This is a genomic window from Prosthecochloris sp. (genome assembly GCA_015482705.2).
Lineage (GTDB): Bacteria > Bacteroidota > Chlorobiia > Chlorobiales > Chlorobiaceae > Prosthecochloris.
In genome coordinates, this window is record JADMLA020000039.1 from 19569 (window position 1) to 34083 (window position 14515).

16 protein-coding genes are annotated in these 14515 nt (G+C 45.5%); 3 read left to right on the top strand and 13 right to left on the bottom strand.

Annotated elements, in window-relative coordinates; genetic code table 11:
- Positions 1-234 precede the first annotated feature (234 nt).
- Together QZ209_RS09440 and lipA are read right to left on the bottom strand one after the other, a co-directional pair.
- On the bottom strand, positions 235-813 hold the full coding sequence (locus QZ209_RS09440; RefSeq protein WP_294347285.1) for a hypothetical protein: 579 nt from the start codon (positions 811-813) through the stop codon (positions 235-237).
- Positions 814-917: 104 nt separating this feature from the next.
- Positions 918-1769: a lipoyl synthase gene (gene lipA, locus QZ209_RS09445; RefSeq protein ID WP_294347287.1), complete on the bottom strand. Its 852-nt coding sequence runs from the start codon at positions 1767-1769 to the stop codon at positions 918-920.
- Between the two features lie 128 nt (positions 1770-1897).
- Here lipA and can point away from each other — a divergent pair, with 128 nt between their 5' ends.
- Positions 1898-2521, top strand: a complete 624-nt coding sequence (gene can, locus QZ209_RS09450; protein WP_294347289.1) for a carbonate dehydratase — start codon at positions 1898-1900, stop codon at positions 2519-2521.
- 52 nt (positions 2522-2573) lie between these two features.
- Here the strand turns inward: can and QZ209_RS09455 are convergent, their stop codons facing one another.
- The 3 genes from QZ209_RS09455 to QZ209_RS09465 form a co-directional block, all read right to left on the bottom strand.
- Entirely contained in the window at positions 2574-3041 is a 468-nt protein-coding gene (locus QZ209_RS09455) for a periplasmic heavy metal sensor (protein ID WP_294347309.1), read from the bottom strand.
- Positions 3042-3109: 68 nt separating this feature from the next.
- On the bottom strand, positions 3110-3595 hold the full coding sequence (locus QZ209_RS09460) for a hypothetical protein (protein WP_294347311.1): 486 nt from the start codon (positions 3593-3595) through the stop codon (positions 3110-3112).
- Entirely contained in the window at positions 3582-4133 is a 552-nt protein-coding gene (locus tag QZ209_RS09465) for a sigma-70 family RNA polymerase sigma factor (protein ID WP_294347313.1), read from the bottom strand. Before QZ209_RS09465 ends, QZ209_RS09460 begins: the two co-directional genes overlap by 14 nt.
- 445 nt (positions 4134-4578) lie before the next feature.
- On the opposite strand from QZ209_RS09465, the gene QZ209_RS09470 reads away from it, so the two are divergent.
- A complete protein-coding gene (locus QZ209_RS09470; protein WP_294347314.1) occupies positions 4579-4986 on the top strand; it encodes a GNAT family N-acetyltransferase in 408 nt (135 codons plus the stop codon).
- A gap of 180 nt (positions 4987-5166) precedes the next feature.
- Entirely contained in the window at positions 5167-5976 is an 810-nt protein-coding gene (gene budA / locus QZ209_RS09475) for an acetolactate decarboxylase (RefSeq protein ID WP_294347315.1), read from the top strand.
- A 4-nt stretch (positions 5977-5980) separates the two neighbouring features.
- Here budA and QZ209_RS09480 read toward each other — a convergent pair whose 3' ends face one another.
- The 8 genes from QZ209_RS09480 to QZ209_RS09515 all read right to left on the bottom strand — a co-directional run bounded on the left by QZ209_RS09480 (position 5981) and on the right by QZ209_RS09515 (position 14508).
- Entirely contained in the window at positions 5981-6340 is a 360-nt protein-coding gene (locus QZ209_RS09480) for a nucleotide pyrophosphohydrolase (RefSeq protein ID WP_294347317.1), read from the bottom strand.
- Between the two features lie 164 nt (positions 6341-6504).
- Entirely contained in the window at positions 6505-6972 is a 468-nt protein-coding gene (locus QZ209_RS09485) for a DUF6790 family protein (protein ID WP_294347319.1), read from the bottom strand.
- Positions 6969-8477 (bottom strand): efflux transporter outer membrane subunit, encoded by a 1509-nt coding sequence (locus QZ209_RS09490; protein WP_294347321.1) that lies wholly within the window; start codon positions 8475-8477, stop codon positions 6969-6971. The genes QZ209_RS09485 and QZ209_RS09490 overlap by 4 nt, the downstream gene beginning before the upstream one ends.
- 19 nt (positions 8478-8496) lie before the next feature.
- A complete protein-coding gene (locus tag QZ209_RS09495; RefSeq protein WP_294347323.1) occupies positions 8497-9636 on the bottom strand; it encodes an ABC transporter permease in 1140 nt (379 codons plus the stop codon).
- A complete protein-coding gene (locus QZ209_RS09500; protein WP_294347325.1) occupies positions 9633-10787 on the bottom strand; it encodes an ABC transporter permease in 1155 nt (384 codons plus the stop codon). The genes QZ209_RS09495 and QZ209_RS09500 overlap by 4 nt, the downstream gene beginning before the upstream one ends.
- Positions 10784-12736: an ATP-binding cassette domain-containing protein gene (locus QZ209_RS09505; protein WP_294347327.1), complete on the bottom strand. Its 1953-nt coding sequence runs from the start codon at positions 12734-12736 to the stop codon at positions 10784-10786. The genes QZ209_RS09500 and QZ209_RS09505 overlap by 4 nt, the downstream gene beginning before the upstream one ends.
- Positions 12733-13842, bottom strand: a complete 1110-nt coding sequence (locus QZ209_RS09510; RefSeq protein WP_294347329.1) for an efflux RND transporter periplasmic adaptor subunit — start codon at positions 13840-13842, stop codon at positions 12733-12735. Before QZ209_RS09510 ends, QZ209_RS09505 begins: the two co-directional genes overlap by 4 nt.
- A 45-nt stretch (positions 13843-13887) precedes the next feature.
- On the bottom strand, positions 13888-14508 hold the full coding sequence (locus tag QZ209_RS09515; protein WP_294347331.1) for a TetR/AcrR family transcriptional regulator: 621 nt from the start codon (positions 14506-14508) through the stop codon (positions 13888-13890).
- Between the last annotated feature and the right edge of the window lie 7 nt (positions 14509-14515).

The window sequence follows — 14515 nt, forward strand, 5'->3', positions numbered from 1 at the left end:
AAGTCAAAATTCAAAAGGTTAAAGCCAACAACATGATGCTGCCTAAAAGCTGCTGTGCGCTCGACGCGGAGTATAAATAGCTTTTCACAGCCATCAAACACGACGTTCCAAAATACCGTTGTGAGCATTCCGAGAACAAGGTGGACAGAGCACAGGAACCGGAGTGTACAACTTAAAACACATGAGGATTCCAAGCATTGCCCAACGAAGCTATTGGGATGCGCAACAGGTATATTAACCGAAAAGAGAGAACTTTACATTCAGTGCCATGGTCAAATCCACCAAACCATGCAGTACGAAAACCGACGGTAAATCACGGTACCAGAAAAAACTCAAGGCCCAGCTCCCTGCAATCAAAATCTGGGTCGGCATGAACAAGGGTTTGAAGGGACTCGCCTGGTTGACATGCTCGGGCAACAATTCAATCCAGAACAATCCGTGAATCAGCCCGCTGTAAACCATAAAAAAAACAAAACCTCCGATGAAAAGCGCCAAAGAATTTTTGGTTGCAAAACCGACAAGCCTTTCACCGACGACAAACACAGCATAGAACATAAACGTTTCAGCGATACCATTACCTACGGTGAACAGTATAACCGAGGCAATATCCAGTGAACGTCCCCCGTCAAATGTCGAGTTGGAATAAACATATGCGTTAAATCCGACAATCAACAACGAAGCCCCGAGCAGGAGAATGCGTCGCGTATCGAAATCTCTATTGAAAGTAAAGGTTTCTTTTCGAAAGAAAGCCAGTCCTATAATAATGGCAATGAACCAGTAGGTGAAAATTTTCATAGGTACAGACCATTCCATAACGTCTTTGGATTTAATTGATTATCAAATAACAAATAAGGTTACAAGAAAGAAAATCTTCTTCAAGGTTTAAGGCGCGTTTCACAAGCCGTGCCGAATTTGTCTCAAACACTGTCTGCAGCATGGTAAGAACTCCTTACATATGGCCCCGACTGTACGTTTGTGAATCCAGCATTCAGCGCATATTTCCTGTAATTATCGAATTTCTCTGGCGTTATGTACGAATGAACAGGGAAGTGACGTAAAGAAGGCTGGAGATACTGCCCGATGGTAAGATGATTGCATCCTATCCCGACAAGATCATCCAATACTTTTTTAACCTGTTGTTCCGTTTCCCCCATTCCAACCATCAGTCCCGATTTGGTTCTGAGATCATATGCTTGTTTTGCAATTCTCAGTACTTCCAGGGATCGAAAATAGTCGGCCTGCGGCCTTACCGAATCATATAAGTCGGGAACTGTTTCGACATTGTGGTTCAGAACATCAGGCTTCAACCTCATAACCCTGTCAAGATCCTCGCTGATACCCTCAAAATCAGGAATAAGGCATTCGATGGTTACATTCGGATTTTCCTCTCTGACAGCCTTGATGGTTTCCGCCCAAGCAGAAGAACCTCCATCAGGAAGATCATCACGGGTAACACTTGTCAAAACAACATGGTTCAACTGCATTTTCGTTACTGCACGAGCTATTTTTCGAGGCTCATCGATCGAAGGGAAGGGAAGTTGTGCTGTCGTCGTGGTTATTGCACAAAAACGACAACTTCTGGTACAGGTATCCCCCAACAACAGAAACGTAGCCGTACCTGACGACCAACATTCCTGCAGGTTCGGACACAACGCCGATCGACAGACCGTATTGAGCCCGTACTCTCCAATCAGCTTTTTCGTTGCAGCAAAATGCTCAGTCCCCGAAAGCCTTACCTTCAACCACTCCGGTTTTTTCAGAATTTTCATACCAAAACATACGTTACAGAACATCCTTAAAAACCAGAATATATGAAAGATACCGCCGTTTTTCCGTACTTTTCAGGGAAAGTTTTGTGCACTTTTTGACAAAAAATCATTACCAAGCCATACATACTATGAGAGTTCTGAAAAATCTTTTCGAACAAAACAGGGAATGGGCGGAAAAAGTCAAAGAATCAGATCCCGATTTTTTTATGAAGCTTTCAAAACAGCAAAGTCCGGAATATTTGTGGATAGGCTGTTCGGACAGTCGTGTCCCTTCAAACCAGATTGTCGGCATGCTGCCAGGAGAAATCTTCGTTCATCGCAACATCGCCAACGTTGTGGTTCCCTCGGATCTGAATTGTCTCTCCGTTATTCAATATGCGGTAGAAGTGTTGAAGATAAAACATATCATTGTTTGTGGACACTATGGGTGCGGTGGCGTGAAGGCTGCTATGGAAAACAGGGAACACGGACTGATCGACAACTGGCTCGAACATATCAGGGACGTCTATCGAACACACAGCGAAAAAATAGATGCAATCGATGATGAAAACAAAAAGCTGGACAAGATGTGTGAGCTTAACGTTATCGAACAGGTAATCAACGTCTGTAACACGACTACGGTTCGAAACGCGTGGAAATCAGGGCAGGAATTGGCAGTTCATGGATGGATATACGGTATTGAAGACGGAATTCTGCAAGATCTGGATATCTGTGTTACCGGTCTCGAAGAAATTCCCGGTAACAACGGTTAAAATAAATCCCCATTCGATCATTCTATCGAATGGGGATTACACCGTTTCCGTTCTATCGTCTTTTACCTCCCGGTTTCATTCCCCGCATCATGCCGAATTCCAAACGATGAGCATCCATAATCTTTCTTTGATCATCGTTCAAAACACTTCGCAGGTAAACAATCGATTTTATCCGTTCGGCCGTCATTTGTCCATGAATATCCCCGACTTTTCTTGACATTGCTTCTATCGACTGCATATCGGGATTGTTACGGTTAGCTGCCTCCGCAAGATCAACCTGCAGCAACTGCAGCTGTGATTGCAGATTGATCATGGTTTTTCGCTTCTCAACCTTTTTCTTCTCGAGCAGGTCAATCTGCTTGGCAGACAGATTCAGGTCATTCATGACTTGCGGTCCGGCAGCCATCAAACCGGGCCCTCCTTTAGGAGGAGCGCCATATGGTTTAGCCTGAACAACCGATAATGGTAAAACAATAGCGACAAGAACTGCCGTGAATAGAATTTTCCTAACATGAAACACCGTTTCCCTCCTTTTTTCAGATTTATCAAAATACGCAGACAGTTGTGATTAAAAATATCCTGGTCTCTTTACTCAATGAGATACTCGCTTACCGCATCTGATACTCCGTAATGTTCATAATTGAATTCAGCGTTGTACATGGTATAATTATAGTCGTTTTCCAAACCCGCGGCTTCGAGATCCTCTGCATATGCTTCGAGAACTTCAAGTCGCGTCATATCGCTGCCGGTACCCGAAAAAAACATGGGGCTGATGACAACGGCTAGAAATACCGCTGCTGCCGCCAAAACCGGTACCCCTATTTTCATTACCTTGAGATTATTGCCGCTTTTTCCGTCTAAACCAGAAGAAACAACACGTTCAACCAGTTCTCCAGCGGTCAACCTTTCAGAAGCTCCAGCCTTCAGTGCCTCCACTGCAACCGAATAATGCTCGGCTTCCTGTCGACAATGAGCACATCCCGAAAGATGATCCTCCAGTTCTTTTCTCTTGTTTTCGGAAACAAAACCAAGAGCCATTTCAGCAATTACATGTTCCGCCTCAGTACACTTCATTGAGCCCTCCTACTTTTACATAGGCTTCTTTAAAAGCCATCAATCCTCTTCGTAAACGGGTCTTCACAGTTCCAAGTGAAATACCCAACGTTTGTGCAATTTCATGAAGCTGCATATCGGCTTCAAAGCGTAACGCAAGACACTCTCGATACTTTGGTTTCAACTTCTGCAGTGCATACCTGACCAGATCCTCTTTTTCACTCTGCATGAAACTCCGTTCAGCTGTTTCCTCGACCATTTCTACCGGCATGGATTCACTCCTCGGCACTTCACGCCTCTTTCTTAAACGCTGCCTACCGAGATTCAAAGCAAGTTTATAAAACCAGGGTTCAAAGGGCCTTTCGGGATCATACTTCTGTCGTTTTTCATACGCGTGTACAAACACATCCTGACTGTAATCCTTTGCATCCTCAACTGTACCCATAAGCTTGAGACCAATCCCGAATACAGAACCCTGGTAATTCTCGATAATTTCTTCAAGAGCCTCCAGGTCTCCGTCATGAAATCTCTGTGTGGTGTCTCGATCGATTCCTGTCATCGGCTCTTTTATAGTTTCTATGCACGAGGACACAGAAAGGTTTCAATTTTTTTTCAAGGCTCCGTCTATCAATTTCCATGCTACTGAACAATGAATCCAGATACACAAATCATTAAAAGCACCTTCGAGACTTTAGACGTCATCAATAGGAAAGATTGTTCGTTGGAATAACCAAGGGGTGTTGCCGGGATAAAAGAGAGAAGTAGAGGTGATGAAAATATCAGGAAAACAGGAAAGTAGCTGACCTCATTTTTTAACTAGAGTGTATCATATCAGGCTCTGCTTCGGTCAAAGCTGTTTTTATCAGGATTTCTGATATTTTTGTTACAGCCATCGATGTTTTTCAAAACATCCGTGGAACGAGAGGCTCATCGGTTCAAAAGGGGAGCGAGAAAATGAACTATATCATTATTTTTATATAATTTAAAGTAAAAATACGCTTCGAATGAACGTTACAATTAAAGAAATTAAAGATATACCTCTGGAGTCCATTCTTGAACTCTATACACTCAACAAATGGTCCTCAGCGAAGAAACCAAACACTCTCTATCAAGCCTTGATCCATTCAGATACACTCATTTCTGCCTGGGTAGACAAAAAACTGGTAGGCATCGCGAACGCAATCACCGATGGCTATCTTGTCGTTTACTACCCACATTTACTTATACACCCGGATTACCAAGGCAAAGGCATAGGCACACAAATAATGGAAGCCATGCAACACATTTATGGCAACTTTCACCAGCAAATGTTGACGGCAGATGAAAAAGCAATCGAGTTTTACAAAAAATGTGGATTCGAAAAAGCCGGTAAAACTGAATCAATGTGGATCTACCAAGGAAAAGATCATTGAGGACACCCACTCAAACATGCCGGAAAAATCTGTCTTATAACACTTAATTATGTAAAGCTATCGTATAGTTTACATAATTTATATTATACAACAAAACCACAACCGAAAGAAGTTTGGGATATGTACTTCTTATCAAACCCCTCTTCCTTGTTCTTTTGAGTGGTAATGAAAATAACACACATGAAGAACGAAAGCGCTTTTGTTCATTTTCTTCACACGCTGCATCTCCATCGAGATCAATCACATGGCGGACATACACGTATAGATGAAAATGATCATCATGGAGCCTATGAAATCTTTCAGGTCTCTACCGTCAACGCATTGGTCGAAGGCCTATACGATGGAGAAATGACTTATGGTGATCTTAGAAAACATGGAGACTTCGGAATCGGTACGTTCAATGCTCTCGATGGCGAGATGATAGCTTTCGACGGGAATTTTCGTCAGATAAAAGGTGACGGCCGTGTAAACAGCGTTGATGATCGAATGAAAACACCATTCGCCGTTGTTCAGTTCTTCAAGCCGAATCTTTCTCTTGAAATCAACGAATGCAAGACGTTTGAAGAATTGGCCCAGAAGTGCGACTCGGTGTCATCGGGAAAAAACTGTTTTTATACCATCAGGATCGACGGTTTTTTCAGTTTCATGAAAACACGGAGCGTTCATCGACAGATCCGGCCATACAAACCGCTCAACGAGGTAACCCTCCTTCAAAAGGAGTTCGAATTCGAAAATGTCGAAGGAACGATTGCTGGCTTTTGCTTTCCCGATTTTACCCAAGGGTTGAATGTACCGGGTTATCATCTTCACTTTCTTTCACACGACCATCTATCAGGTGGTCATATTCTCGATTGCACCATAATGAGAGGAAAACTCTTCATCGATCACACCTCGAACTTTCATATGGAACTCCCCCGTAAAAAAGATTTTCTTGAAGCGAATCTTGCCAAAGACTCGAGAAATGCTATCGATCAAGCGGAAAAACAATAGAATTTTATAATAGTTTAGGGTTGTTTTTATGGCGGTCTTTATCACGCAGAGTTTTTTTCTCGAGGTTTCTCTTAATGGCCTGTGTCAAGTCCACCCCAGTTTGGTTGGCAAGGCAGCAGACAACAAAAAAGACATCAGCTAATTCATCACCCAAGTCAGATGTATCATCCCCGGGTTTGTAACTCTGATCCCCATAGTTCCGTGTCATGATCCGAGCCACCTCCCCGACTTCTTCCATCAGTATGCCGAGATTGGTCAGCTCACTGAAATAACGAACCCCCGTTGTTTTTATCCACTCATCTACAAGCTCCTGATAACCACTTACGGTTAATTCTTCCAATCCATCTTTTTTCACAAGCCACATCCTCCCAAAAAGTTCTCTTTTAGCGCTCCCAAGCCTTTATTCAATGAAAAATACTCTTGAAAAAAAACATAGAAATTCGTTATGGTTCAATTCTGAGCGATATGCCGATTCCCATGGAAAAAAAGTCTCTGCTCATCGAGCACACCCCCTTCTTTCTGCCCTATTTATTTTATTTTAAATAAAATAGCCGATACTGGTCCCCAGAAAACAAGCGTAAGCAGTACTGTTAAGAGTGGTCGTATGACGTTTTGCCATCGTGTGTTCCTATCAGCTATCATCGAATAGAGATGATTTGCTGCAGAAAGCAACAGAAAGGTGCAAAAAACACATACCAAGCTGAGATTGGCATACTCATTCCAGCCGGCAATAAAGATAGTCAGTGAGGTAACTGCAACGGCGAGAAACCAGAACGCATTCTGTCGCTGGTAGTTGCTGCCCTTTTCAAAGCCCTTTTCGGTAGCAGCCTCTTTTGAGAAGAAAAATCTCTCTACAGCTGAGAGTCCGGCAACCGAACCCACGAACCATGGAGTCATAATACGTAGTATCTCTTCGGGATTTTCGCCATAATAATAAGCGAGAAAAACACCGATGCCACAACCGGTAAAACGCAATATTTCAAGCAGTTTTATCATATCCTCATTTTTTTGCTACCACTCCCCCAGCCGCCGCCAAGCGCTTTATAGAGAGAAACCAGCTGAACCGATAAAGTAATCTCGTTTTGCACAAGCTCATCCTGTGCAACAAGAAGCGTACGCTGTGCTTCAAGAACTTCCAGAAGATTGAATTTCCCTTTGTCATACAGCTCTTGCGACAGGTCCGCGGTACTCTGCAGCTTTCTTACTCTACGATAGAGCTTTTCATGGCGAAGTTGCTGAGCACTGTACGTCGCAAGGTTATCTTCAACCTCTTTATAAGCAGCGAGCACGACTCTTTCGTACTTGATCAATGCCTGCTCCTGTTGTACCGTTTTTACATTGATGTTTGAGCGAATACGGCCGGCATTGAAAATAGGCAAAATAAAGCTTGGCCCGAAGCTCGAAGCTCGGCTGTCTGAATCTGTAATCCGATCAAAGTCGAGAGCTTCATAAGCAAACAAAGCACTGAGACTCAATCTGGGCAGCAAATCAGCCTTGGCAACGCCTACACGTTCTGTAGCTGCTGCCAGCCGCCTTTCCGCCTCCCTGATATCCGGGCGGCGATCCAGCAGTTCAACAGGCAAACCTACTTCAACATTTGCAGGTAAATCTGGCAATGGTTTCTCCAATGAAAGCCGTTCAACATACTTTCCTGGCAATTCTCCGAGTAACGTTGAAATCGCATGTATTCTTTGACGAACCTCTCCTTCGAGAACCGGTATTTCAGCAGTCAGCCCAGCCAAGTTTGCAGACACTTCATTCACCTCGACTTCCGACGCCAAACCTGCCTGAAATCTTTTTTCTGTCAGCATCAATCTTTTCTGTACGGTAGCCCTATTCTTCTCGATCAATGCCACTCTTCTCTGGAATCCCCGCAACTCGATATAGCTGCAGGAAACTTCGCCAATGACCGAGACAAGAACATTGCGCAGATCTTCAAGGGCAGCGCCTTCTTCGGCTTTTTTTGCTTGCTTTTCATGACGAGCACGCCCCCACAAATCAATCTCCCACGACGCATCGAAACCCACCCTGTACTCGTTATAGTCGAGATCGGACAAATAGCCGAAAGGACCGTTTTCACTCTCATGCTGACGCTTGTAACCCGCACGTCCCTTCAACTGAGGATAAAGCGCGGCCCTGGAAACCCCATAAGCGGCTCTGACTTCACGCAGCCTCGCTTCGGCCAATCGAAGATCGTGATTCGAATCGACTGCTTTCTCAATGAGTTCCCCCAACATCGGATCGTTGAAACAATCCCACCATGAGACCAGATCGACCTGTTTCGATCCCCTGATTTCGATGGGGACTTCCGGCTTATCATCAGTCACCGGATTCTGGAGTGTTGCCCAGCCAACGGGCGTTTCAACCGTAGGCTTTGTATATTTCGGCCCAACCATACAGCCTGAAAACCCCATGGATATAATAAAGACAAACACATAGAAGGACTTTTTGGAATTAATATTCGAACCGTCGATACAGCAAAATTTTTTCGTTTTTTCCATTATCATAACTCCCCTTCTGTTAGCGTTTAACATGCCACAAACCAAATCCAAAAGCTATAGCCCCTATAGCGGACAAACCAAGAATGGAATGCCATATTTGCCCTAAACCAGCATCTCTGAATATGATCCCCAAGCCTGCTTCGAAGTAATGATAAAGCGGTGAAACGATCATGATTTTACGAGCTATATCAGGCATTGCTTCCGGCGGTGTCCAGGAACCCGACAACAGAAGCATGGGCATGACCAGCAAAACCACCAGCATGGCAACCTGGCCCTGGGTACGAACTATGGATGCCGCTGCGATACCAATTCCCGCCGTCGCAAATGCATAGAGCGCGGTGACAAGGAAAAAAACCGGTAAATTTCCATGAAGCGGCATATCGAAAAACGGATGGATCACGAAAAAGATGCTGACAAAAGTTCCTCCAAGAATCACCAAAGTCATGGACAATATTTTAGGCATGATGATGAGCATCGGGGAGAGCGGAGAAACTCGAAGCTGCTCGATAGTACCCTTTTCCTTTTCACGTACGAACGCCGCTGCCGGCAACATGATGGATAGTATCGATATAATGGTGAAAAGCTCGATGACGGCCATGAACCAGGAATCCTTGAGGTTCGAATTGAACCATACACGTACCTGATCGTCAACCTGTGGAAGGGTAAATATATCCGATTCCGAAAATCCTTTAGGATACATACCTGCTGCCTCGAAACCGTAGTCGGAAATTATCTGCTCTGCATAGCTTGAAAAGAGTAACGCCGGCACGTTGTTGGTTGCATCGATATTTATCTGAACTTCCGTTTGCCGACCTTCACGGAGGGACTCGTAAAAATCCTGAGGGATTTCAAGTCCGGCCAATGCTTTTCCACGGTCAAGAAAACCCATTGCTTCTTCCGCCCCTTGAACGTCAGCTACGAATCGAAAGATCGGTTCATTGAAGCGTCCTGTCAACTCCCTGGAAAATTCGGAACGATCGTTGTCCAGCAGAACAAAAGGAGCGTTACGAAGTTCGAAGGTAAATCCAGCTCCAGCCAGGTACACATCGAAGACAAATCCATAAACAATAAACAGCAGCAACGCTGTATCTCTGCCAAGTTGCAACAGCTCTTTACGGATCATGACCCGTAACCGATTGAACCAGAGAAACCGTGTCATGCTTTTGGCCTCTTTGTGAATTTAGTGTATCCCACAACCAGCAAAAGAGCTGAATAAACCGCTAAAACAAGCAGGTTAGGCCATAGAACAGTCAATCCGATATTCCTCAGAAACACACCGTCAACAATTTCAGTGTAATACATGGCCGGCAGGAGATGACAAAAAAGCTGATTGTCTTCCGATAACATACTCACCGGTGTAAGAACCCCGGAGTAAAGCGTCCCGCCGACGATGGTCAAAATTGCCGTAATCAATACTCCGGCCACCTGCGTTCTCACAAAAACTGAGATGACCAAACCAATCAGGGTCGTACACAGAACATACAGCAGCGTAGCTGCGATGAAGAGTACGGCACTTCCCTTGAAAGGTGCCTGAAACATCACTATGGCAATAGCCCAAAGTATAAAAGCGTTGATGGTTGCAATGATCATATAAGGCATTAATTTCCCGATCAGATACTCCGATCGTGAAACATCGGACGCGTACATATTGTATATGGAACCATTTTCCTTTTCGCGCACGATACCGACAACGGTGAGAAAAGGAGAAGCAACCAGGAGTACAAGTACCATGAGTCTCGGCGGAAGAGACTGAGAACTTTCTACCGCCTGACTATAGAGATAACGGATTTGGACCTTGATTGGCGTAAGCTGTTCGGTAACTCGCTGAGGGGGTACTCCAAAGGATTTTGTAAAAAAATTGATGAGGATGTCTTTTTCAAAAGCACGGGTAATGGCCGTCATATACCCCTTTACGGTCCTCGCGCGAGTGGTGAATGTACCGTCCAGCAGATGCTGCACCGGCGAAGGCCGTCCTTCAAGAAGGTTGCTCTGAAAATGTTCTGGAATCACAATTGCCGCGCGAATGTGTTGAGTTATCAACAGTTCGTCGATTTCATCGGGATGCTCGAGATATCCCTTGAACTTGAAATACCTCGAATCTTTGAAACAGTGGATGTATTCACGGCTCAGTTCACTCCGATCCTGGTCAAGAACGGCAATTGGAATATCTTCCACATCCAGCGACAAGCCATAGGCAAACGCGATCATCATCGTGATAGGAAAAACAAAAGCCAACGAAAGAAACAGACGATCCCGGTAAATTTCTTGCCATTCACGCTTCGCGACGGCAAGGATACGTTGATAGTTCATGCTTGCTGCCTCTGCGATGCGTGTTTCTCCAGAGCCATTACCCTGTGTACAAAAACATCTTCCATACTGATAGGTATCTCGTCGACCTTGTGTAAAGAGAGGTTGTTGGACTCCAAAAGGAACCGAATTTTCAACACGGTATCACTGATATTTTTGGTTAGCAAGTGGATACAATTCCCGAAAATCGCAGCATCACTCAATCCATTCTCTTCAAGTACTTCAAGAACCCGCACCGGTCGGTCCACAGTCAATTCCAAAAGCTCTCCAGCCTCCTTTCGTAGTGCCAGCTTCATCCCTGCCGGTGTTTCATCGGCAACACTCCGGCCGGCATACATGAGAACCAGATGATCGCAATGCTCGGCTTCGTTCATGTAATGAGTCGTTACCAATATGCTCACCCCTTCCTCACGGGACAATTGAAACAAAATTTCCCAAAATCGCCTGCGACCAAGAGGATCGACTCCCGAGGTAGGCTCATCGAGGAAAAGGATAGATGGACGATGAAGCAGAGCACAGGAAAGAGCAAGCCGTTGCCGAACCCCCATCGGTAACCCTTGAGTCATTTCACTTTCATACCCCTGCAAACCGGTAAGAGCCAGAGTTTGTTCGATCCTTTCTTTCAGTCCAGTACCGGACAAACCATAGATACCTCCATAGAGTTTGAGGTTCTCGAGAGCGCTCAGATCTTCATAAAGGGAAAATGCCTGCGACATGTATCCCACACGCGACTTGATAGTTTGCGCCGCTTTCTGCATATCGACGCCCGCAACCTGACCGTTACCGCTACTGGATGGGAGAATTCCTGTCAGCATCTTTATAGCCGTTGTTTTTCCTGCGCCGTTGGCACCCAACAAACCGAATATTTCACCCTGTGAAACTTCAAAGCTCAGATGGTCGACTGCCCGAAAAGCACCGAAATTCTGTACCAGATCTCTCGCCACAATTGCAGGACCATTTCTTTTTCCGTTTTTTCTGCCCATTGTCTTGAAAACTGGACCCGAACCGACATTTTTATGCTCATTCCGGTCGATAAGCAGAGTGACAAGGACATCCTCAAGTTCCGGCCTCAACGAATAACATTCTGCAATTTCCAAGTGGGACAAGCTGCCTTTCACAGCACTTTCAGCCTGTTCGGAACTTTGTTTTCCAACAAAGACACGAAGATGATGCCCTATCGGTTGTACTTGCAGGTATTGGGATTTCAGAATTGCAAACGCCTCGATCTGGGAAGATGCCTTGACAACAACGACAGTGCCGGACACTAAAGCACGTATTTCTTGCGGTTTACCCTGCGCAAGCATCTCACCTTTGTACATAAGAGAGACACGATGAAATCGAGAGGCCTCGTCCATATATGCCGTCGAAACGATGGCCGTAGTACCGTATTCTTCGAGCAACTGAGAAAGGATTACCCAGAAGTCACGTCTCGATACCGGATCGACACCGGTTGTCGGTTCATCGAGAATAATCAGTTCGGGCTGATGTATCAAGCTGCAGACAAGGCCTAATTTCTGTTTCATTCCTCCCGAAAGATGCTTCATGGGACGCTCCCTGAACCGCTCCAAGTGAGTCATTTCGAGCAGGCGGGTTTTTCTCGTCTCAAGATCCGCCGGAGCAACCATACGCAGTCGGGCAAAAAAGTCGATGTTTTCCTCCACAGACAGCTCCGCATACAGGTTCTGCCCCAACCCTTGTGGCATAAATCCGATACGCCCTTTGATCCGTTCCGCTTCTTCCTCTGAATTCACTCGTTGACCGAACACCCGGATAATACCGTGCTCGAAGTCAAGCACACCGGCAATCGCTTTCAAAAGGCTGCTTTTCCCGCTACCGTCCGGCCCGATCAGCCCATGGATTTCTCCCCTTTGAACCGTTACGCTTACATTGCTGATGACATCGAGTCGCCTGTACCGCTTACCAAAATTCTCAACATCAATGATCGTACTCATTGTACCGGTAACCTCCATGAAACATCATCTTTCCAGCGAATAAGGGCATCTGCCGGCATACCCGGCGACAAACTATGTTCGGGATTTTCATTCAGATACAATTTCAGGGCGAAAACCTGTTTGACACGCTCCTCCTTGGTTTGCACCTCTTTGGGAGTGAATTGAGATCGCGAAGCTATGTAGTCGACTTCAGCATTAAATGGTTGGTCCGGAAATGCATCGGTAAACACATGAGCTTCCAAACCGCGTCTTATTTTACCAAGATGCGGTTCGGGCAAGTACGCTTTCAAATACAACTGATCGAGATCGACCATGTCGAACAGTGGTGAGCCTGGCGCAAGGGTCTCGCCAAGCGAAACAAGCTTTGCGGTCACGGTACCGGAAGCAGGTGCCCTGATGATATATTTATCAAGCACACAGCGAATTTCTTCTACAGCATTTTGTGCCTTGTCCCGTTCGGCATATAATGCTTCGAGTCTCGATTGCTGTGCCAGAATGCGTTCTTCCTCCAGTTCCGCTGAAGTCAGTGCCGCTTGCGCTTGATTCAAGGAAGCTCGCGCAATAGCGGCATCCCTGCCAGCAGTATCCAATAACAACTCGACTTTTTCAAGGTAATCTTCGGATACCGCCCCGCTCGGGCGAAGTTCACGGGCACGCTTTGCATCACGCAGTGCCTTTTTTTCCTTTGCTTCAGCCTTCTCGAGAGCTTCTGAAGCTTGCAAGACACCTGCTTCCGCCTGCCCTATGGTTAAAGGCATTTCCTTTTTCTGAATACGCAGGTTTACTTCATCGGCTCTAACTTGCTTCTGAAAGACCTCGAAAGCATCTTTTGCCTGTGAAAATTGCTTCTGCAGTCGCTCATTATCCAAACGCGCCATTATCTGTCCAGCCTCAACCAGGTCACCTTCTTTAGCATCGAGCCTCCAAATCTTCCCGGAATATTCAGTTGAAACGGTAATCCGATCTCCTTCGAGCCTGCCGTTTACCTGGATAAGCCCTTCAGGCAGGGAATCCTTGCTGATGAGCCACAGACTTGACACAACAATGATGATGATCGCTCCCGGCAATACATACCGTTTGAAAGTCGTGGTAGTGTTAAAACGCATTATCTGCTCCGGTCTCCAATGAAAAAAAACTCGCTTCCATTATTGCTATCCCTCGAATAAATCTGGCTTCATGCCTCGAACAAGAACATCGAGAAAGCTGTTCATGTAACTCGAGATATGTATAGAACGATCGAACAACGACTGCAGCAATACCCCATCGAATGCACTGACCAGCATTATAGCTATTGCCGTTACATCCATATCCCTACGAAATTCTCCGCTTGACTGCCCTTCCCGAAGCATCTCCTCGATAGAGGTTCTGAAAGACGCATACATTTCTTTCAAGCTCGTAGAGAAACGTTCATTATCCGATCCGGTACTTGCCATAGCCCATACTTCGAGCGGGATCGGACAAAAATCGATATAACGAATCACCACCTCCGTCCAGACGCGAGCAGCTGTCCGCAGCTTCTCCTCCGAACCGGCACACTCTTTCAAGGCTTCGGCAGCTTGATCTATTGTCATCTTCATGAACCAGTCGAAGCAGGCATAAAAAAGATCTTCTTTGCTTCCGAAATACTCATATATAGTGCCCTTGCCGATACCCGCACGCAGGGAAACTTCTTCCATTGAAGTCCCCTTGAAACCTCTTTCCGAAAAAACACTAACGGCAGCCTTGACCAACTGTTGACGCTTGAGCTTTTTATCCACGATTTTTGGACACATGCATATT

Excerpts from the sequence above, each read along its gene's own strand:
- QZ209_RS09440 (WP_294347285.1), bottom strand. The coding sequence starts at position 813 with ATGGAATGGTCTGTACCTATGAAAATTTTCACCTACTGGTTCATTGCC.
- lipA (WP_294347287.1), bottom strand. The coding sequence starts at position 1,769 with ATGAAAATTCTGAAAAAACCGGAGTGGTTGAAGGTAAGGCTTTCGGGG.
- can (WP_294347289.1), top strand. The coding sequence starts at position 1,898 with ATGAGAGTTCTGAAAAATCTTTTCGAACAAAACAGGGAATGGGCGGAA.
- QZ209_RS09460 (WP_294347311.1), bottom strand. The coding sequence starts at position 3,595 with ATGAAGTGTACTGAGGCGGAACATGTAATTGCTGAAATGGCTCTTGGT.
- QZ209_RS09465 (WP_294347313.1), bottom strand. The coding sequence starts at position 4,133 with ATGACAGGAATCGATCGAGACACCACACAGAGATTTCATGACGGAGAC.
- QZ209_RS09470 (WP_294347314.1), top strand. The coding sequence starts at position 4,579 with ATGAACGTTACAATTAAAGAAATTAAAGATATACCTCTGGAGTCCATT.
- budA (WP_294347315.1), top strand. The coding sequence starts at position 5,167 with ATGAAGAACGAAAGCGCTTTTGTTCATTTTCTTCACACGCTGCATCTC.
- QZ209_RS09480 (WP_294347317.1), bottom strand. The coding sequence starts at position 6,340 with ATGTGGCTTGTGAAAAAAGATGGATTGGAAGAATTAACCGTAAGTGGT.
- QZ209_RS09485 (WP_294347319.1), bottom strand. The coding sequence starts at position 6,972 with ATGATAAAACTGCTTGAAATATTGCGTTTTACCGGTTGTGGCATCGGT.
- QZ209_RS09490 (WP_294347321.1), bottom strand. The coding sequence starts at position 8,477 with ATGGAAAAAACGAAAAAATTTTGCTGTATCGACGGTTCGAATATTAAT.
- QZ209_RS09495 (WP_294347323.1), bottom strand. The coding sequence starts at position 9,636 with ATGACACGGTTTCTCTGGTTCAATCGGTTACGGGTCATGATCCGTAAA.
- QZ209_RS09500 (WP_294347325.1), bottom strand. The coding sequence starts at position 10,787 with ATGAACTATCAACGTATCCTTGCCGTCGCGAAGCGTGAATGGCAAGAA.
- QZ209_RS09505 (WP_294347327.1), bottom strand. The coding sequence starts at position 12,736 with ATGAGTACGATCATTGATGTTGAGAATTTTGGTAAGCGGTACAGGCGA.
- QZ209_RS09510 (WP_294347329.1), bottom strand. The coding sequence starts at position 13,842 with ATGCGTTTTAACACTACCACGACTTTCAAACGGTATGTATTGCCGGGA.
- QZ209_RS09515 (WP_294347331.1), bottom strand. The coding sequence starts at position 14,508 with ATGTGTCCAAAAATCGTGGATAAAAAGCTCAAGCGTCAACAGTTGGTC.